Source organism: Streptomyces sp. NBC_00377 (assembly GCF_036075115.1).
Lineage (GTDB): Bacteria > Actinomycetota > Actinomycetes > Streptomycetales > Streptomycetaceae > Streptomyces.
The window spans coordinates 5,154,349-5,173,375 of sequence record NZ_CP107958.1; the positions used below are offsets into that span (position 1 = coordinate 5,154,349).

General features: G+C 72.6%; 13 protein-coding genes. 7 read left to right on the top strand and 6 right to left on the bottom strand.

The annotated features are described in order from the left end of the window. The first annotated feature begins 263 nt into the window (after nucleotides 1-263). Nucleotides 264-767 carry an ATP-binding protein gene (locus OHS71_RS23165; protein ID WP_328484604.1) on the top strand — a complete coding sequence of 168 codons (504 nt, stop codon included), beginning with the start codon at nucleotides 264-266 and terminating at the stop codon, nucleotides 765-767. A 508-nt stretch (nucleotides 768-1,275) separates the two neighbouring features. Here the strand turns inward: OHS71_RS23165 and OHS71_RS23170 are convergent. Next, nucleotides 1,276-2,202, bottom strand: a complete 927-nt coding sequence (locus tag OHS71_RS23170; RefSeq protein ID WP_328481275.1) for a cyclase family protein — start codon at nucleotides 2,200-2,202, stop codon at nucleotides 1,276-1,278. Between the two features lie 102 nt (nucleotides 2,203-2,304). Here OHS71_RS23170 and OHS71_RS23175 point away from each other — a divergent pair, with 102 nt between their 5' ends. The 3 genes from OHS71_RS23175 (at nucleotide 2,305) to OHS71_RS23185 (ending at nucleotide 5,538) form a co-directional block, all read left to right on the top strand. Then, entirely contained in the window at nucleotides 2,305-3,219 is a 915-nt protein-coding gene (locus tag OHS71_RS23175; protein WP_328481276.1) for an SDR family NAD(P)-dependent oxidoreductase, read from the top strand. 98 nt (nucleotides 3,220-3,317) lie between these two features. Then, entirely contained in the window at nucleotides 3,318-4,466 is a 1,149-nt protein-coding gene (locus tag OHS71_RS23180; protein ID WP_328481277.1) for an acyl-CoA dehydrogenase family protein, read from the top strand. A gap of 22 nt (nucleotides 4,467-4,488) precedes the next feature. Continuing rightward, nucleotides 4,489-5,538, top strand: a complete 1,050-nt coding sequence (locus OHS71_RS23185) for a Zn-dependent alcohol dehydrogenase (RefSeq protein WP_328481278.1) — start codon at nucleotides 4,489-4,491, stop codon at nucleotides 5,536-5,538. 1,371 nt (nucleotides 5,539-6,909) lie between these two features. Here the strand turns inward: OHS71_RS23185 and OHS71_RS23195 are convergent. Continuing rightward, nucleotides 6,910-8,154, bottom strand: coding sequence for a GlxA family transcriptional regulator (locus OHS71_RS23195; RefSeq protein WP_328481279.1), 1,245 nt, complete (start codon nucleotides 8,152-8,154; stop codon nucleotides 6,910-6,912). 71 nt (nucleotides 8,155-8,225) lie between these two features. Between OHS71_RS23195 and OHS71_RS23200 the strand changes: the two genes are divergently transcribed. Together OHS71_RS23200 and OHS71_RS23205 are read left to right on the top strand one after the other, a co-directional pair. Continuing rightward, nucleotides 8,226-9,557: an MFS transporter gene (locus OHS71_RS23200; protein ID WP_328481280.1), complete on the top strand. Its 1,332-nt coding sequence runs from the start codon at nucleotides 8,226-8,228 to the stop codon at nucleotides 9,555-9,557. A 156-nt stretch (nucleotides 9,558-9,713) separates the two neighbouring features. Beyond that, the gene (locus OHS71_RS23205; RefSeq protein WP_328481281.1) at nucleotides 9,714-11,303 is read left to right on the top strand and encodes a multicopper oxidase family protein; all 1,590 of its coding nucleotides are present in this window, start codon (nucleotides 9,714-9,716) and stop codon (nucleotides 11,301-11,303) included. 26 nt (nucleotides 11,304-11,329) lie between these two features. Here the strand turns inward: OHS71_RS23205 and OHS71_RS23210 are convergent, their stop codons facing one another. The 4 genes from OHS71_RS23210 to OHS71_RS23225 form a co-directional block, all read right to left on the bottom strand. After that, nucleotides 11,330-11,920, bottom strand: a complete 591-nt coding sequence (locus OHS71_RS23210) for a flavin reductase family protein (RefSeq protein ID WP_328484605.1) — start codon at nucleotides 11,918-11,920, stop codon at nucleotides 11,330-11,332. A gap of 53 nt (nucleotides 11,921-11,973) precedes the next feature. Further along, nucleotides 11,974-12,765, bottom strand: coding sequence for an enoyl-CoA hydratase/isomerase family protein (locus OHS71_RS23215; RefSeq protein WP_328481282.1), 792 nt, complete (start codon nucleotides 12,763-12,765; stop codon nucleotides 11,974-11,976). Between the two features lie 27 nt (nucleotides 12,766-12,792). Next, nucleotides 12,793-15,018 (bottom strand): acetate--CoA ligase family protein, encoded by a 2,226-nt coding sequence (locus tag OHS71_RS23220; RefSeq protein WP_328481283.1) that lies wholly within the window; start codon nucleotides 15,016-15,018, stop codon nucleotides 12,793-12,795. A gap of 215 nt (nucleotides 15,019-15,233) precedes the next feature. Further along, nucleotides 15,234-16,709: a flavin monoamine oxidase family protein gene (locus OHS71_RS23225; RefSeq protein ID WP_328484606.1), complete on the bottom strand. Its 1,476-nt coding sequence runs from the start codon at nucleotides 16,707-16,709 to the stop codon at nucleotides 15,234-15,236. 528 nt (nucleotides 16,710-17,237) lie between these two features. Here OHS71_RS23225 and OHS71_RS23230 point away from each other — a divergent pair. Next, nucleotides 17,238-18,962 (top strand): eCIS core domain-containing protein, encoded by a 1,725-nt coding sequence (locus OHS71_RS23230; RefSeq protein ID WP_328481284.1) that lies wholly within the window; start codon nucleotides 17,238-17,240, stop codon nucleotides 18,960-18,962. The last annotated feature ends 65 nt before the right edge of the window (nucleotides 18,963-19,027 follow it).

Sequence of the window (19,027 nt, forward strand, 5' to 3'; positions counted from 1 at the left end):
AGCGTCGCACAGTATGCCGCACGGGTACTCCTTCGCGCTGGAATATGCCCGAAGCGCTTGTTGGGGTGACTGTATGTCAACCAAGCTGTCTCCTAAGGGATTCACGTTCCGTCACCCTGCCTCTGGCTGTTGTTCTGGCCATGCAGAAAATGGCTACGATCGTGGCCCCCGTCGTCATGGTGCACACGCGGCTCGCGTGGCTCGCGTGGCGCACGGCCATGTGTCCGCCGGTTCGGATGGTGTGAGCGGTGCAGGTGCTTCAAGTGCAGCTGGAGATCCGGCCCGACCCCGCTGAGGTGGGGCGCGCCCGCAGGTGGGCCCGTTCGCGCCTCGCCGGGTCCGGGATAGGGGACGAGGAGCCGCTCGCCGAGACGCTGATCCTGCTCGTCTCCGAACTGGTCACCAACGCCGTGGTGCACACCGGCTGTCCGGCCGTGCTGCGGCTCTCCCTGCCGGGCGGGACGGCCGAGCCGTCCACCGTCCGTCTGGAGGTGGCCGACACCAGCGACCGGGCCCCCGTGCCCCGGTGCGCCGGCGACGAGGCGACGGGCGGCCGCGGACTGGCCCTCGTCGACGGCCTCGCGGACCGCTGGGGCTGGAGCGTCGAGGGTGCGGGCAAGCGCATCTGGTGCGAACTGGACCGCTGCGCCGCGCCGGTCGAGGCCGAGGCGGACCACGGCGTTGCGCAGGAGCTCCGGGTCGCCGTCACGGTGGAGCCCCAGCCGGCCGAGCCGGCTTATGGAGGGCTCGCGTACGAGGTCGTGTGAGGGCGGCCGGACGCGCGAGGGGCCGTAGAGCTGACGCGGACGCCCGGTGAGGGCGCACAGATGCGGGTGGCCCGGCGGATCACGGTGCACGGGCGCAGGAATCGCTGCCGGCCTCGCCCGGAAGCGGCGTCGGTGCGCCCGCCTGTGCTTCCGTGCGCGCCCACCACAAAGGGGACATAGGTAACAAATCTGCGGCGAGGTGTTGACGGGTCGTGTCCGTTTGATCACGCTTGTGGTCAGCGATTCGCCGCGAGGGGACGACGATGGCTTCGGTGACGGAGGCCCTCGTCGAGCGTGGGTCGTGATTCGGCGCCCGTTCCCTCAGGGCCGAGGGGAGTCGGCGGGGGCCCTCCCGCTCGGGCGGGACGGGAGCGGGGGAGGGTGCGCCGGAGTCGGATGGCGGTGCGCGGTGCCGTGCTCGGGGCGGGCAGCCGCGCGCCGTCAGCCGACGTGAGGCGGGGGTGTCGGCCGCAGGCCCTCACGCGTCGAGGCGAGGGTGCGCCCGCTCCTACAGCACCGCCACCGGGGCCACCGGGGTTCCCGTTCCGCCGACGAACGGCTCCGGCATCGCCGACAGCAGGAACGCGTAGCGGACTTCTTGTCCACAGGCTGTGGACAACTCTTCGAGATTCCAGTTCTGGCCCTGGAGCATCCCCATCTCCACGAGGTGGAGCGCGTGCACGGGGAGCCACAGGTCATCGATCTCGGGCGGGAAGATCTCGAACGTCAGGGTGTCGTTGGCGACCGCCGCCACATCGCGCGCGTGGAACCACTCCGGGGTGCGGACCGAGAGCCCCGGCGAGGGATAGCCGTACCCCTGCTTGTCGCCGGCCAGATAGACCTGCACCTGCCCGGTCCGCACGAGGACGATGTCGCCGGCGCGCACCCGGGTGCCGGCCAGTTCCTCGGCGGCCTCCAGGTCCTCCGGGGTGACCGCGTGTCCGCCGTCCAGGCGGTCGACGCCACGCGCGCGTGCCACGTCCAGGAGCACCCCGCGCGAGACGATGTGCCGCGCCTTGTCGATGCCGCTGAACTCGGCGCCCCCGTGCGGGGTGACGGTGGTGGCAGGCCGGCCGTTGTAGAGCTTCCCCGAGTGCGAGACATGCGTCAGCGCGTCCCAGTGGGTGCCGGCCTGGAGGCCCATCGTCACGGCGTCGTCGCTGCACGCCACCGTTCCGGGGCCGAAGATCTCCTGGTTGATCTGCACCATGGCGTGCAGCGGGTTGACCCGCCCCGGGATCAGCCCGGTCTGCACGCCGTCCTCCCGCAGGGGCAGGGCGAGCGGGACCCGGCGGCCGGTGCGGACCTCGGCCGCGGCCGCGCGGACGACGTCGTCGGTGACGAGGTTCAGCGTGCCGATCTCGTCGTCGGCCCCCCAGCGCCCCCAGTTGTTGACGCGCTTCGCTATGTCGTGGAACTCGACCGGCAGTGTCATTCCGTGCCTCCCCGGGGCTTGTCCCCGACCGGCGGACGGGTCAATGTAGACCTCGAATCTCAAATCTAACGGTCCGTCAGAAACTGCGGGAGGGGTCCGGGCGTGGGGAACTTCCTGACCGGCAAGGTCGTCGCCGTCACGGGTGCGGGACGAGGCATCGGACGGGCCGTGGCGCTCGCGGCGGCGGCCGAGGGCGCACGGATCGTCGTCAACGACTACGGGGTCTCGGTGGACGGCGCCTCACCGACCAGCGAGGTCGCCGAGGCCGTGGTGAAGGAGATCGAGGCGGCGGGCGGCGAGGCGGTCGCCGTCGCCGACGACATCTCGACGATGGCCGGCGGGCAGCGGGTCGTCGACACCGCGCTGGCCTCGTACGGGCGGCTCGACGGGGTCGTGTGCGTGGCCGGGATCCTGCGTGAGCGGATGCTGTTCAACATGTCCGAGGCGGAGTGGGACCCGGTTCTCGCCACCCACCTCAAGGGCACGTTCACGGTCTTCCGGGCGGCGTCCGCGGTGATGCGCGGGCAGCGCTCCGGCACACTGATCGGCTTCACCAGCGGCAACCACCAGGGCTCCGTCTCCCAGGCCAACTACAGCGCGGCCAAGGGCGGGATCATCTCGCTCGTACGGAGCGCCGCGCTGGGACTGCACAAGTACGGGGTGACGGCCAACGCGGTCGCTCCGGTCGCGCGGACGCGGATGTCCGCGGGCGTGCCGATGGAACTCACCGAGATCGGGGAGCCGGAGGACGTGGCCGCGTTCGTGGTCTACCTGCTGTCGGAGCGGGCGCGGGAGGCGGGAATCACCGGGCAGGTGTACACCGTGGCGGGACCGAAGATCGCGGTCTGGGCGCAGCCCGCTGAACTGCGCTCGGCCTACGCGGAGGGGGGGTCCTGGACGCCCGAGCGGATCGCCGAGGTGCTGCCGGGGACCGTGGGGGTGGATCCGATGCCGATGCTGGCCCGGTTGGAGGAGATGGCGCGGGCCGCGCGGGACGGGGCGCGACCCAACGGGTGAGCCGGTGTGCCGTCGGCGGGCGCGGGCTGCTCGCGGCGGGTCGCGCGGCTCCCCGCGCCCACGAGGCGCAGCAGCCGCCCCTTCTCGAGGAGTTGGACGTGGAATTCGGGTTCACAGCGCAGGATGACGCGTTCCGCGCCGAGGCGCGCGCCTGGCTCGAAGCGCACGCACCGTCGGCCGGCGACCGGCGCTCGTGGGAGCGCACCCTCGGTGCGGCCGGGTGGATCGGGCTCGGGTGGGGGGAGGACGGGTACGGGAACCGGAGCGGGAGTCTCACCCAGCAGGTCGCCTGGGCCGAGGAGTACGCGCGCTCGCGGGCTCCGGCCCGCTCCGGGCACATCGGGGAGAAGCTGCTCGCGCCCACCCTGCTCGCACACGGCACGGCGGAGCAGAAGGCGCGCTTCCTGCCGCCGGTCGCCGCCGGGACCGAGTTGTGGTGCCAGGGATACAGCGAGCCCGGCGCGGGCTCCGACCTCGCCGGGGTCCGCACCAGGGCCGAACCCGCCCCCGGCGGACGGTCGTACCTGATCACCGGGCAGAAGATCTGGACCTCGCTCGCCCATGAGGCCGACTGGTGCTTCGTGCTCGCCCGCACCGACCCGGAGTCGAGGCGTCACCACGGGCTGACCTTCTTCCTCGTCCCCATGGACCAGCCGGGACGGATCGAGATCCGGCCCATCCGGCAGCTGACCGGCACCAGCGACTTCAACGAGGTCTTCTTCGACGGGGCGCACGCACGCGTGGAGCACGTCGTCGGCGCCGAGGGCGACGGCTGGCGGGTCGCGATGAGCCTCCTCGGCTTCGAACGCGGGGTGTCGACCCTCGCCCAGCAGATCGGCTTCGCCCAGGAGTTGGGGCAGGTCGTGCGTACGGCCGTACGGACGGGGGCGGCAGACGATCCCGTCGTCCGCGAGCGGCTGGTACGGCTGTGGGCCGAGCTGCGCACCATGCGGTGGAACGCGTTGCGGACGCTGGGAGGCTCGGGCGGGCCGGGCGCGCCCAGTGTGGCCAAGCTGCTGTGGGCGGGCTGGCACCAGCGGCTCGGGGAGGTGGCGGTGCAGGTGCGGGGGGCCGGGGGGAGCGTCGGACCCGCCGACTGGTCGCCCTCCTCGCCCTACGAACTCGACGAGGCGCAGCACCTGTTCCTGTTCTCCCGGGCCGACACGATCTACGGCGGCTCGGACCAGATCCAGCGCACGATCATCGCCGAGCGGGTGCTCGGCCTGCCCAGACAGCCCAAGGGATAGCGGACGGTTCGGAGGGGACGCGATGCGAGGCGTGGTGTTCGACGGGAAGCGGGCCGAGGTCGTCGACGATCTGGCCGTCCGTGATCCGGGGCCGGGCGAGGTGCTCGTCGCGATCTCGGCGGCCGGGCTGTGCCACAGCGACCTCTCGGTCGTCGACGGGACGATTCCCTTTCCGGCACCCGTTGTCCTCGGCCATGAGGGCGCGGGGGTCGTCGCGGCGGTCGGCGCGGGGGTCACCCATGTGGTGCCGGGGGACCACGTGGCGCTGTCCACGCTCGCCAACTGCGGCGCCTGCGCGGAGTGCGACCGCGGCCGGCCGACGATGTGCCGGCAGGCCATCGGGCGCCCGCGCAAACCCTTCACGCGCGCGGGGAGCCCGGTGTACCAGTTCGCGGCCAACTCCGCCTTCGCCGAGCGCACGGTGGTGAAGGCCGTACAGGCCGTCCGCATCCCGAAGGACATCCCGCTGACGTCCGCCGCGCTGATCGGGTGCGGGGTCCTGACCGGCGTCGGGGCCGTGCTCAACCGCGCGCGCGTGGGGCACGGGGAGAGCGTCGTCGTCATCGGGACGGGCGGGATAGGGCTGAACGTGCTCCAGGGCGCGCGGATCGCGGGCGCGCTGCGGATCGTCGCGGTGGACGCGAACCCGGCGAAGGAGGAGGTGGCCCGGCGCTTCGGCGCGACGGACTTCCTCACCTCCACGGACGGGGTACGGGAGATCCTGCCGACGGGCGCGGACCACGTCTTCGAGTGCGTGGGCCGGGTCGAGCTGATCCGGACGGCCGTCGACCTGCTCGACCGGCACGGGCAGGCGGTGCTTCTCGGGGTGCCGCCCGCCACCGCCGAGGCGTCCTTCCTCGTCTCCTCCCTGTTCCTGGACAAGTCGATCCTGGGCTGCCGGTACGGCGCCTCGCGCCCCCAGCGGGACATCGCCCTGTACGCCGACCTGTACCGCGAGGGCCGGCTGCTGCTCGACGAACTCGTCACGCAGACCTACCCGGTGGAGGACTTCGAGAAGGCGTCCGGTGACGCGGAGGCGGGGCGGGTCGCACGGGCGGTGCTCACGTTCTGACGGGAAAACCTGTGGGGCGGTGCCGGTGCCGCCCCCTACGGTCCTGTCATGCCCTACCGCGACGTCGCCTCCCGACAGGTCCTGATCTGGGCCTGCACCGCCGTCGGCGCGCGCATGCCGGTCGCCATGGCGCCACTGGCGCTGGTGTTCCTGGTGCGCGAACGACCGGGCGGCTACACGCTGGGCGCGATCCTCGCGGCGGTCTATGTCCTCGGTGAGATCGTCGGCGCCCCCGTCCTCGGGATGCGGCTGCGGCCCGCGCACGCCCGCCTTCACCTGAGTGTCGGGCTGGCGGCCGGAGCCGCCGGATTCGCGGGGCCGGGCGCCTTTCCGGGTGCCCACCCGGCCGTCCTCGGCGGGTTCGCGTTCGTGGCCGGCGCCGCCCCTGCCGCCGCCACCGGTGGCCTGCGCACTCTGCTCACCGCACTGGTCCCGGAGCGCGCCGCGGCGCAGGCGCTGTCCGTCGAGTCGATGCTGACGGCGGGCGTGTGGGCCGTCTCCCCCGCGGCGGTCGCCGGGCTCGCCCTCGGCGTCGCGCCGCGCGTCCCGCTGCTTCTCGCGGCCGCCCTGATGGCGTCGTCGGTCGCGGGGCTGCGCCTGCTTCCGGCCGCCTGGGGCCCGGACGGCACGGACCGCGCGGACGGCACGGACGACGCGGGAGCCCCGGCCGACCGGCGGGGTGCCGGCGGCAGGGGTGACCCGGGAGGCGCGGGAGGCGCGGACAGCGCGGGTGACCCGGGAGCCGCGGGAGGCGCGGGTGACCCCGGTGACCGGGCCGGAGCGCGGGGTGCCGGCCGTACGGGCGGGGTGCCGCTGCGGCTGCTGACCGGCGCCTGGCCGGTGTACGTCACGGGCGCGGCCAGCCTCACCCTGCTCGGGCTGAGCGAACTCGTCCTGCCCGCCCTGCTCGAACAGCGGGGCATCGGCGTCGGCTGGTCCGGCCCGCTGCTGACCGGGATGGCGGTGGGCGGCGGACTCGGCGCGTTCGCCTACGGTCTTTGGGCCTGGCCGGGACGGCTGCGCACCCGCAGCGTCGTGCTGATGGCGGGCACGTCGGTCTGTGTGACGCTCGCCGCGCTCACCCCGGACGCGGCGGGCATCGCGGTGGCGCTGGTCGTGGGAGGCACCCTTCAGTCCGCCGCGATGCTCACCCGCAACCTTTCCCTGCGCGAGGCGCTTCCCCCGCATGTCCTCGCCGCCGGGTACTCCGTGATGTACGCGGCCGCGGGCGCCGGTTACGCGGCGACGGGATCCCTCGCCGGCGCCCTGCTGAAGGTGGCCGCGCCGTCGACGGCGATCCTGGCGGGGGTGGGGCTGACCGTCGTCCTCACGGCGGTCGGCTGGTGGGGAGAGGCGCGCGCCGCCCGGAGGTCACCGCAGGGCGGCGACCACGTCGTGTCCCCCGCTCCCGCCGGCTCCCGACCCCGTGCCGGGTCCCCTGCTCCCGCCGTTCCCGGTGCGGAAGGTACGGCGGTACGCGGTCGGAGTGACCCCGAGGGCCGCCTGTAGGTGCTGGCGCATCGACTGGGCGGTGCCGAAGCCGGCGTCCCCGGCGATCTGGTCGACGGACCGGTCGCTGGACTCCAGCAGGTGCCGGGCCCGCTCGATCCGCTGCTGGGTGAGCCACTGGCCCGGGCTGACACCGGTCTCCTCGCGGAAGCGGCGCGTGAACGTCCGCACCGACATGGCCTCCTGGTCGGCCATGTCCCGCAGCTGGATCGGCTCGTGCAGGCGGCCCAGCGCCCATGCGCGGGCGGCGGTCGTGGTCGCCTGCTGCGGGTCGGGCACGGGGCGCTCGATGTACTGCGCCTGGCCGCCGTCGCGGTGCGGCGGCACGACCGTACGGCGGGCGACGTCGTTGGCGACGACCGTGCCGTGGTCGCGGCGCACCATGTGCAGGCACAGGTCGATCCCGGCGGCGACCCCCGCCGAGGTGAGCACGTCGCCGTCGTCGATGAAGAGGACCTCGGGGTCGACGTCGATCTGCGGGAAGAGTCGCTGGAGGCGGTCGGAGTCGGCCCAGTGCGTGGTCGCGGGACGGCCGTCGAGGAAGCCCGCGGCGGCCAGGACGTACACGCCGGTGCAGATCGAGGCGAGCCGGGTGCCGGGCCGGATGTGGGCGAGCGCGGCGGCGAGGTCGTCGGTCAGGACACCCTCCTCGAAGACCGGGCCGAGTTCGTAGGAGGCCGGGACGATCACCGTGTCGGCGGTGGCCAGGGTCTCGGGGCCGTGGGCGACGGCGATGGCGAAGTCGGCGTCCGTCTCGACCGGGCCGGGCGGCCGGATCGAGCAGGTGACGACCTCGTACAGGTGGCGGCCCTCCGTGTCCTTGGGGCGGCCGAAGATGCGGTGCGGGATGCCCAGCTCGAAGGGGAGCAGACCGTCGAGGGCGAGCACGACGACACGGTGGGGACGGAAACCGCGCTCACCGCTCACGGCCTGCCCGGCTTCCGCAGCTCGCCCGGTGCTCACGGCCTGTCCGGCGCTCACGGCCTGTCCGCCGTCCGCGGCCCGCTCGGTCCCGAAGGTCTGCCCGGGGTTCATGGCCCGTCCGGTGTGCAGGCCCTGCTCGGCGTTCGTGGTTCGTCCGGTGCTCGTGGCCCGTTCGATGGTCATGGCCCGATCCTAGCGAATGCTGTCCCTCGGGCCACTCGTCCGGAGGGTTCCCGTGCCGGAAGCTCGATGACGTGACCCAGACAACCGAAACTCCGGCAGCCGCCGGGGAACAGCAGCCTGCTTCCGGCCGGGGCTCCGTGCGCCGCCGCCGCGGTCGTGTCCATCGCGCGTGGTTCGTCGCCGCCGTCACCTTCGTCACGATCATCGGCGCGGCGGCCTTCCGGTCGCTCCCCGGTCTGCTCATCGACCCGCTGCACGAGGAGTTCGGCTGGTCACGCGGCACGATCGGGGCGGCGGTCTCGGTCAACCTGGCGCTGTACGGTCTCACCGCCCCGTTCGCGGCGGCGCTGATGGACCGTTTCGGCATCCGCCGGGTGGTCGCCGTGGCCCTCACGGTGATCTCGGTCGGCTCGCTGCTCACGGTGTGGATGACGGCGGCCTGGCAGCTGCTGCTGTACTGGGGCCTGCTGGTGGGCCTGGGCTCCGGCTCGATGGCACTCGCCTTCGCCGCGACGGTCACCAACCGCTGGTTCACCGAGCGCCGGGGGCTGGTGAGCGGCATCCTGACCGCGGCTTCCGCCTCCGGCCAGCTGATCTTCCTGCCGCTGCTGTCGTGGATGGTCACGCGGTACGACTGGCGCCCGGCGGCGGTGACGGTCGCGCTGGCCGCGCTCGCCGTCGTCCCCTTCGTCTGGCTGCTGCTGCGGGACCACCCGGCCGACGTGGGCCAGAAGCCGTACGGCGCGACGGAGTACGTCGCGAAGCCGCCGCCGGTGCAGGGCGCCGCCCGCCGCACCCTGCGGGTCCTCTTCTCGGCGGTCCGCACGGGCCCGTTCTGGCTGCTGGCCGGAACCTTCGCGATCTGCGGCGCCTCGACGAACGGCCTGGTCCAGACCCACTTCGTGCCGGCCGCCCACGACCACGGCATGCCCGTCACGGCGGCGGCCTCGCTGCTCGCGGTCATCGGCGTCTTCGATGTCGTCGGCACGATCGCCTCCGGCTGGTTCACCGACCGGTTCGAACCGCGGCGGCTGCTCGCGGTGTACTACGCGCTGAGGGGGATGTCGCTGCTGTTCCTCCCGATGCTGCTGGCGCCGTCCGTCCACCCTCCGATGATCTTCTTCATCGTCTTCTACGGCCTCGACTGGGTCGCGACCGTCCCGCCCACCCTGGCCCTGTGCCGCGAGCAGTACGGCGAGGACAGTGCCATCGTCTTCGGCTGGGTGCTGGCGTCCCACCAGGTCGGCGCCGCGGTGGTGGCCTTCGCGGGCGGCCTGGCGCGGGACGCGTTCGGCTCGTACGACATGGTCTGGTACGCGTCCGGGGCGCTGTGCGCCGCCGCTGCCCTGATGGCGCTGGTGATCCGGCGCAGCCCGGCGGTTCCCGTGCCGGCGACGGTGTGAGACCCGGCCCTGCGGTCCGCGCACCGGCGACGGTGTGAAGGCGGTGCGCGGTCGCGCAACCCGCCGGTGACTACTCCACGTATCAAGTGACTACCTTCCGTAATGTGAGGTCCTCTGGTCATCGCCCTGCCCGTCTGCTGCCTGTGGAGGCGCTTCATGACAGCTCTGTCCCGCCGTGGCGTACTGAAAAGCCTGCCGATCGCTGCCGGGGCAGTCGTGGCAGCAGGGGCGACGAGCTCGCACGCGGTGGCGGGGCGGACCGACGACGACTCGTTTCCGCAGCCGGAGACACGCGGTACGCCGCCCGGCACGGGGCGGCTGGCCACCGAACTGACCGTCCGCTTCAGCGAGCTGGAGATCCCCGGGGCCGGCAGTGTGCTCACGCGCACCTACGAAGGAACGGTCCCGGGGCCGACCCTGCGGGTGCGCCCGGGGGACTCCCTGGAGATCACGCAGATCAACGCGCTGCCGGCGAACGGCGGGACGACGCATGCGGACACACGTCAGGACATGCGTCAGGACATGCGTCGCCACATGGATCCGGACACGGGTCCGCACATGAACGTCCCGCATCACTTCAACACCTTCAATCTGCACACCCACGGCCTGCACGTCGACCCCTCGGGCGAGTCGGACAACGTCTTCCGCGCCTTCGAGCCCTCCGACACGCCCGGAACCGTCACGACCTACCGCAGTACCGTCGACGTCCCCGCGGATCACCAGGCCGGGACGTTCTGGTACCACCCCCACCATCACGGATCCACCGCGACCCAGTTGCTGGGCGGTATGGGGGGCGTGCTCGTCGTCGAGGGGGACGTCGACGAGGTGCCCGAGATCGCCGCCGCCAAGGACGTGGTCGTCTGCATCAGCGAACTCAAGCTGTCCGGCGGACGGGTGCCGGATCTGACCTCGCACGGCGTCTACGACGAGATCGCCTCGACGTTCCTGGTCAACGGTGTGAAAGACCCCGTTCTGACCATCGCGCCGGGGGAGGTCCAGCGCTGGCGGATCGTCAACGCCGGAGCGCTCAGCGCCCACTTCCTCAGCCTGGGCGGGCAGGAGATGCACCAGATCGCCTGTGACGGCATCACCTTCACGAAGCCCGTCGCCACCACGGGACTCACGCTGCCCATGGGCGGACGGGTGGACCTGCTGGTCCGCGGCGGAATGCCCGGCACCTACCGGCTGACCGGTGGGGGCCCCTCCCGGCAGCTGCTCACGGTCGTCGTCACCGGCGCCGCCCGTTCCATGGCGCTGCCGGCCGAGCTGCCCGGCAGGCCCGTCGTCCTGCCCGAGCCCACCCGCTCGAGGACGCTGATCTTCCGAAGCTACGAGAACGTCTTCTCAGGCGCCTTCCCGAACGCCTACCGCATCCTGGGCGACGGCGAGACGCCGCCCGCCGACCTCCGGGCGGGCCGTGGCGATCTCGCCTGGGGCCGTCTCTCGTCCGACTACACCAACCAGCGGATCCGGCTGGGCGAGGTCGAGGAGTGGACGGTCGTGAACGACTCCCGCTCCCACAGTCACCACCCCTTCCACCTGCACACCAACCACTTCCTCCTCACCGCGGTCGACAACCGTCCGCTGGCCACGCCGGTCTGGCACGACACGGTCGCCGTCCCGCCGAACGGCTCGATCACCTTCCGGCTGCGCGCCGAGGACTTCACCGGCCGCTCGATGCTGCACTGCCACCAGCTCCAGCACGGGGACGAGGGCATGATGCAGATCGTCGACTACGTGAACTGAGCGGGCGGCAGGCGCCCGCCCGGCGATCAGAGGAACCGGCCCCTGTGGAAGAGCAGGGGCGGTACGTCCGCACCCGCGCCCGGTCCCAGGGCATTCACCCGGCCGACCACGATGAGGTGGTCGCCGCCCGTGTGGACCGCGTGGATCACGCAGTCGATCCAGGCGAGGGCGCCGGCGAGGCGGGGCGCGCCCGAGACCGGGCACGCGTCGTGGTCGACGCCCGCGAACTTGTCCGTGCCGCTCGCCGCGAACGCGCGGCACAACGGGCCCTGGTCCGCGCTCAGGACGTTCACGCAGAAGGCGCCCGCGCGGGCGATGCGCGGCCAGCTCGTGGAGGTGCGGCCGACCATGAAGGCGACCAGGGGCGGATCGAGGGAGAGGGAGGAGAAGGACTGGCAGGCGAAGCCGGCGGGACCGTCCTCGCCTTCGGCGGCGGCGGCCGTCACGACCGTCACGCCCGAGGCGAAGTTCCCCAGCACGCGCCGGAACTCGCCCTGGTCGACCGGCGCCCGTTCGTCCTCCCGGACGCAGCGCAGCTCGGGGCGCGGCAGTGCCTCGACCGGGCGGTCCGCCCGGAGGTAGCGGACGGCCGCGGCCGCCATTCCCGCATGTCCCATCATGCGGTCCATTGAAACTGACGTGCCATCAGATAGGAAGGGCCGGGACTCCGTCACCGGCCCCTGAACCTCGGCTCGCGGCGCTCCACGAAACTCGCCACGCCCTCCCTCGCGTCCGCCGTCGTCATGTTGATCTCCTGGGCGGCGGCCTCGGCGGCGAAGGCGGTGGCGCGGTCGGTGTCGAGGGAGGCGTTGACCAGCTGCTTGGTGAGGGACAGGGCGCGGGTGGGGCCGGCGGCCAGACGCGCCGCCCACTCGCGGGCCGTCTTGTCCAGCTCCCCGTCCGCGACCACCCGGTTGACCAGGCCGAGGCGTTCGGCGTCCGCCGCGGTGAGCGCGTCGCCGAAGAACATCAGCTCCTTGGCCCGCTGCGGGCCGATCAGCCGGGGCAGGAGGTGGGCGCCACCGCCGTCCGGGACCAGGCCGCGGCGGACGAACACCTCGATGAACCGGGCCGACTCGGCGGCCAGCACCAGGTCGCAGGCGAGGGCCAGGTGCGCGCCCAGGCCGGCCGCCGTGCCGTTGACCGCGGCGATCACCGGTTTCTCGCAGTCCAGGACGGCCGAGACGAGCCGCTGGGCGCCCAGCCGCAGGGTGCGGGCCACGTCCCCGGCGACCCGCTCGCCGGCCGCGGAGCCGCCGCGCAGATCCGCTCCCGCGCAGAAGCCGCGGCCGGTTCCGGTGAGGACCACCGCCCGTACGTCCGGGTCGGCGGAGGCGTCGGCGAGAAGGGCGATCAGCTGGTCGCGCTGGTCCGGGGTGAGGGCGTTGAGCGCCTCGGGGCGGTCGAGGGTGAGGTGGGTGACCTGGTGTTCGGTCCGGTGACGTATCGAGGCCTCGGGCACGTCAAGCTCCGTTCCGCGAAGGGGTGTTCACCGGCACACCGCCAGCGCGTCCAGCGCCACCGCGCCCTGCCCCTGCTCCAGGACGACCAGTGGGTTGATGTCCAGCTCGGCGAGGTCGTCCCCCAGCTCCAGGGCCATCCGCTGCACGCGCAGGATCACCTCGACGAGCGCCTCCACATCGGCGGGCGGGCGGCCACGGACGCCGCCCAGCAGCGCGTGGCCGCGCAGTTCGGCCAGCATGTCCCGGGCCTGGTCCTCACCGAAGGGCGGCACGCGCACGGCGGCGTCGTGCAGGACCTCCACCAGGACCCCGCCCAGGCCCACCGTCACCGTCGGGCCGAACAGGTCGTCGTGGGTCACGCCGACCACCATCTCCACGCCCCGCTCGACCATCTGGCAGACCAGGACACCGTCCAGCGAGACGCCCTCGTAGCGGGCGATGTCGGTCAGCTCGCGGTAGGCGTCGCGCACCTGACTGGCCGAGGTCAGGCCGATCTTCACCAGGCCCAGTTCGGTCTTGTGGGCGATCTGCGCACCGGACGCCTTCATCACCACCGGGTAGCCGACCAGTCCCGCCGCCCGCACCGCCGCCGCGGCGCTGGTCACCAGCTGTTCGCGCGGCACCCGGATGCCGTAGGCCCGCAGCAGCTGTTTCCCCGCGTGCTCGCTCAGCTGCTGTCCCGGCCGCATCAGCAGCTGCGCCTTGCGGTAGGAGGGCGACCGGGTGCGTGGGGCCTCGTCGAAGGGGGAGCGGTAGTCGCGTACGAAACGGTGGTGCGCGAGATGGGCGCGGACGGCCGAGACACAGTTGGCGAGGGTGCGGAAGGTCGCCACCCGGGAGGAGCCGAGGAGGACCTCGCGGTACGCCGGTTCGGTGCCGACGGGCGAACCCCAGATGACGCACACCAGCTTGTCCGTGCGTTCCGCCGCGTCCACGAGATCCTGGACGAGACGGTCGCTCAGCGGGGGGAACGGGCCCGTGATCGGGCAGATCAGCACGCCGACCGCCGGGTCGTCGAGGATCGCGTCGATGATCTTCCGGCCACGCCAGTCGCCCACCGGGTGGCCGCCGTTGTCGACCGGGTTGGCCACGTTCAGGTACTCGGGGATCCACTGGTGCAGCTCGGCCTGCTTGGCGGCCGACAGGGCCGGCAGACAAAGGCCCGCCGCCGTCGCCAGGTCGGCCGCGTGGGCGCCGGTGCCGCCCGAGATCGAGTAGACGACGACCCCGTCGGCCTGCGGCGGACGGGCGCGGGCCAGCAGGGCGGCGGTGTCCTGGAGTTCGTCGAGTCCGTCCACGCGGATCACGCCGTACTGGCGCATCGCCGCGTCGACGACCTCGTCCGCGCCGGTCAGCTTGCCGGTGTGGGAGGCGGCGGTCCTGGCGCCGGTCTCGGTGCGGCCCACCTTGACCACGACGACCGGCACCCCGCGCCGGGCGGCCCGGTCGGCGGCGAGGAGGAAGGACCGGCCGTCCTTCAGCCCCTCCACGTAGGCGGCGATCGCGCCGACCTCGGGACGCTCGGCGAAGTAGGAGAGGAAGTCGGAGGTCTCCAGGTCCGCCTCGTTACCGGTCGGCGCCCAGTGGGAGAGCCGGATGCCGAGCTCCTGGGAGGCGAAGACCGGGCGGCCCTGATGGCCGGACTGGGTGATCAGCGCGATCGAGGGGCCGGTGAGATCGTCGCGGAACCGCTCGAAGGCGTTGAGGTTGGTGTTGGGGCCGAGGAGGCGGATGCCCGAGCGGGCCACCGCCGTCGCCAGCCGGGCCTGTGCCGCCGCGCCCTCCTCGCCCGTCTCCGCGAAACCGGACGCGAAGACGACGGCGAACTTCACCTTCGTCCCGGCCAGTTGCTCGATGACGGGCAGGGGGTTGGCGACCAGCAGGACGGCCAGGTCGACCTGTTCGGGCAGGTCGGCCACGGACGGCGAGCAGGGCAGGCCGAAAACGGTCTCGCGGGTGGGGTGCACGGGGTGCAGCCGTGCCCCCACCCGGTCGGCCCAGTCCACCAGTTGCCGGGTGACACCGGTGTTCGGGCGTCCTTCGGTGTCCGAGGCGCCGACGACCGCGACCGACCCGGGCCGGAAGAACCGGTCCAGGTCGGGGACGTCCGCGTACAGCGGACGGCCGCTGACGTCGAGATCGTCCGCGTCGGCGGGCCGGCCGTGGACGGCGGGCCCCGGGTGCTCGCCGCACGCGATGACCCGGGCCCGGCGGGAGTCGGTGGTGAGGGTGCCGTGGGTTGATCCAAGCATCGGTCCGCCCGCTCCTGTGTGACTGCCGTGGGTGACTGTCGAGTAACTGACGCTCTGTCAGGTTACATACCTGACGGAGCGTCAGGAATGGTCGTGCACACAGAAAGGACGGACGCGGACCGGGCGGGGACCCGACGGGACCGGAGCCATGGCCGGACGCGGCCCGTGGGAGGACCTGGCGGGGGCCCGGCCGCGCGGGCCGTCGTGGACGGTGACTACAGCACCGCCAGCACCTCCTTCGCCACCCGCTCGCCCGACCGTACGGCACCGTCCATGAAGCCCATCCAGTACACGGAGGTCTCCGTCCCGGCCCAGTGGATCCCGCCGACCGGCTCGCGCAGGGCCGGGCCGTACTGGGTCAGGACGCCCGGCGCGGCGATCGAGACGGGGCCACCGCGGGTGTAGGCCTCGTTGTTCCAGCGTTGCAGGACGAACGAGGTGGGGGAGGCGGCTTTCTCGCCGAAGTACGTCACGTAGTTCTTCAGGACCGCCGCCTTGACCTCGGCCTCGCTCGCCGCGTCCAGCTTGCGTGCCTCGTCGGCCTCGATGAAGCCCATCAGCGCGCCGTAGGAGGCGTCCGGCGGGGAGTTGTCGAAGGTGGAGCTGATCACCCCGGTGTCGCTGACGACCTGGCCGTTGAGGCCGTCGGCCCGCCAGAAGGGCGTGTCGTAGACCGCGATCGCCTTGCCGACCGAGGCCATCGGCAGACGCTGGGTGAGCTGGTCGCGGGCGGCGGGCAGCAGGGGGTCGTAGGTGATGCGGGCGGCGAGCGGCGGGGGCACGGCGACGACGACCCGTTTCGCGGTCACGGTGATGCCGTCGGCCGTCACGGTGTACTTGCCGCCGGACCGGGCGATCGAGCGGACCGGGGCGTTGAGGACCACCCGGTCGCCGAGGGTCGCGGCGAGTTTGAGCGGCACCAGTTGGGAGCCGCCGACGAAGCGCAGTTCCTGGGCGCCGTTCGCGGTCTCGGTGAGGCGTTCCAGCGTGCCGGGGGTCGAGGCGTTGCCGGCGGCGGCGATGTAGAAGAGGACGAAGAGGAGCGAGAGTTCGCGGGGCTCCGCCGAGAAGATCGAGGTGCAGGCCACGTCGAGGAGGAACTTCGCGGACGGGACCACCGCGTTGGCGTTCAGCCAGCTCTCGAAGGTCTGCTTGTCCCACTCGGCGGCCTTGGCCGCGGTCCACGGCGCGTCGACCGGCACCTGTTTGGCCATGTCGTCCAGCGAGGCCTGGACGATCGCGGCGTTGGCGAGTCCCGCCACGTCGACGGGCGGGACCGAGCCGAGGAGGCCGTCGGTGGCGTAAGGGGTCTTCTTGCCGTCCTTGTAGAGCAGGTTCTTGCCGGTGTTGTAGGTGGCGAAGGTGGCCACGCCGAGGGAGTCGGCGAGCGCCTTGATGCGGTCCTGGGTGGGGCCGATGAACTCGCCGCCGCCCTCGGTGACCCCGCCGCCCGCCAGGGGCAGGTTGACGACCCGGCCGCCGACGCGGCCGCGGGCCTCCAGGACGGCGACGGTCCGGCCGGCGGCCACCAGGTCGCGGGCCGCGGTGAGGCCGGCCAGTCCACCGCCGACGATCGCGACGTCCACGTCCCGGGTGGTGGCCGCGGTGGCCGTACCGGTGGCGGTCGCGGTCAGCGCGGTGGCGCCGGCTGCCGCGGCGGCGGTGCGGCCGAGCAGGGCACGGCGGGACATGCCGCCTTCACCGGAACGGCGGGAGTGCTGTCTTTCACTTGCCACGTGCGTCCTCCGTCGAGCTTCGGGAGCGAGTGGAGCCAAAAGATGAACAGGGCTCACATTCTGGCTCCGCGAGAGGGCGGGGGACAACGCTCTCGTTACATCTGACACAGGTGTAACGAGCAGCTTGGTCAGGGGAGTTGAGGGTCGAGCTCGACGTCGGCCGCCGGTGTCGGCCGTCCGCGGCCACCCCCGAGCCGTCCGCGGCGGCAGCCGGGGGCCTGCTCGCGGGGATCACCGAAGCCTTCTCGCGCCGGCCATCGCGTGCCCGGCACCTGGGGGCATGGTCCGTCACAGCCCACCCGCGCGGGCGCGGGCCGGGCGGTGCAGGTGCTGCCTGCCCGGCTGTGGGGCCGGGCCTCGCGGGCACCGGGGTCTGCCCGTGAGCGGGGCCGTGCGGTCCTTGTGGCGTCTCCGTCGGTTGTCCAGGGTGTGCATGAAGACTGCCTCGGTTCAGGGCGTCCGGCATGAGATCAAGGAGATCCTTTGACGCGCGACCACTTGGCGAGGGACACGTCCGCAGAGCGGGAGCCGAAGGCCAAGCCGGTGTCCCGGCCGGCCGGCGCGAAGGGCTGGACGCCCGGCGCGCCGCTGACCCGGGCCGGTGTGACGGCGCTTCAGCTCGCCGCGGGCAATGCCGTGGTCGCCCGGCTGGTCGACGAGCAGCGGCACGCTCACGGGCCCGGCTGTGGGCATACGGACAGGACCGTGCAGCGGTCGGCCGTCCATGACGTGCTGCGCGGAGCGGGCCGGCCGATGGGCGGTGAGCTTCAGCAGGAGATGGAGTCCCGGTTCGGCGGCGCGGACTTCTCCGACGTACGTCTGCACACGGGGGCCCAGGCGCGCCGCTCGGCCGAGGAGGTCGGAGCGCGTGCCTACACGTCCGGCAGCAGCATCGTCATCGGTGACGGCGGCGCCGACAAACACACTCTCGCTCACGAACTCGGGCATGTCCTTCAGCAGCGGCAGGGGCCGGTGGGCGGTGAGGCCGACCCGCGGGGCCTTCTCATCTCCAAGCCCACCGATCCCCTGGAGGTTGCTGCCGAGCGCCAGGCCCACGAGGTGATGCGGGGCCAGGTGCCGGTGCTGCGGAAGGCAGGCGGCGACATGCCGGTTCCGCCGGAAGCCGCGGCCTCCTCGGGGAGCGAGCCGGCCGTCCAACGTGCCCCGCTGCATGTCACGCACGAAGGGGACGAGACCACGGGCCCGCAGGCCGTGGACTCCGACAACGAGCAGGACGTCCGCCGGTTCGTCTTCGATTCGATCCTCAAGGGCAGGCACGAGGCGGTCTCGCTCGTCATGAACCGTCTCGAAGCCCTCGATCCGCAGCCGGCCTATCTCGCGAACCTCCGCGAGGTGGTGTCCCAGGCCCCTGCCGAGGAACGTCCTCGCATCCCGCCCCTGGTCCATTTCATCTGGATCGGCGGCGGCATCAGCAAGGACGCGCTCGACAACGTCCTGGCGTGGGCGGACAGGGCCCAGAACTCCGACTGGCGCATCAACCTCTGGACGGACAGGCGCAGTACCTGGTCGTGGGCCGACTCGCTCCGGGTGAGGGTGGCCAAGGCGATCGAGTTCAAGTACATCGAGGACGCCCTCGACGAGCGGGTCGCGGCCACGTACGAGAAGGCGACCAAGGGTCCGGTGAAGGCGTACCCCCTGGCCTCCGACATCGCCCGGTACAGCATCCTCAAGAAGCTCGGCGGCGTGTACGCCGACGTGGACCTGGGGTCCGGGACGATCGACCTCAGGCAGACCCGGCCGACGCTCCGCGAGAACGACGTCCCGGTCCTCGGGCCCCTCATCCGGGACACGGGCAGCCTCAACGCCTCCCTCTCGGCTGCGGGGTCCCCGCCCGTCACGGGGGTCGCGACCGCGGAGCAGGTCAGGACCGCGGCACGCTACCTCCTCGGCACGGGCGGCTACGGCAACCACTTCATCGGCGCACAGCGGAACTCCGCCGTCATGGAGAAGATGATCGACAAGATCGCCCGTTCCATCGGGGGCATGGACGCCGAGGAACTCCACATGGCCGGCCCCGTGGCGACCGGACCGTTCGCCCTCATCCAGGTGGTCGACCAGCACCTCAGCTCGGAGTTCGGCGTCCAGAGCCTCCAGGCCGGAGAGCACCAGCTGTTCCAGCAGGCGGGGCAGCAGTTCCACGACCACATGCAGTGGCTGACCACGGAGAGCGAGAACCAGAACTACTGACACCGTGCCGCTGGACGGCTCGCTGATCCGCACGCCGATCCGGCGGTGATCACCGGCTGCCTGCG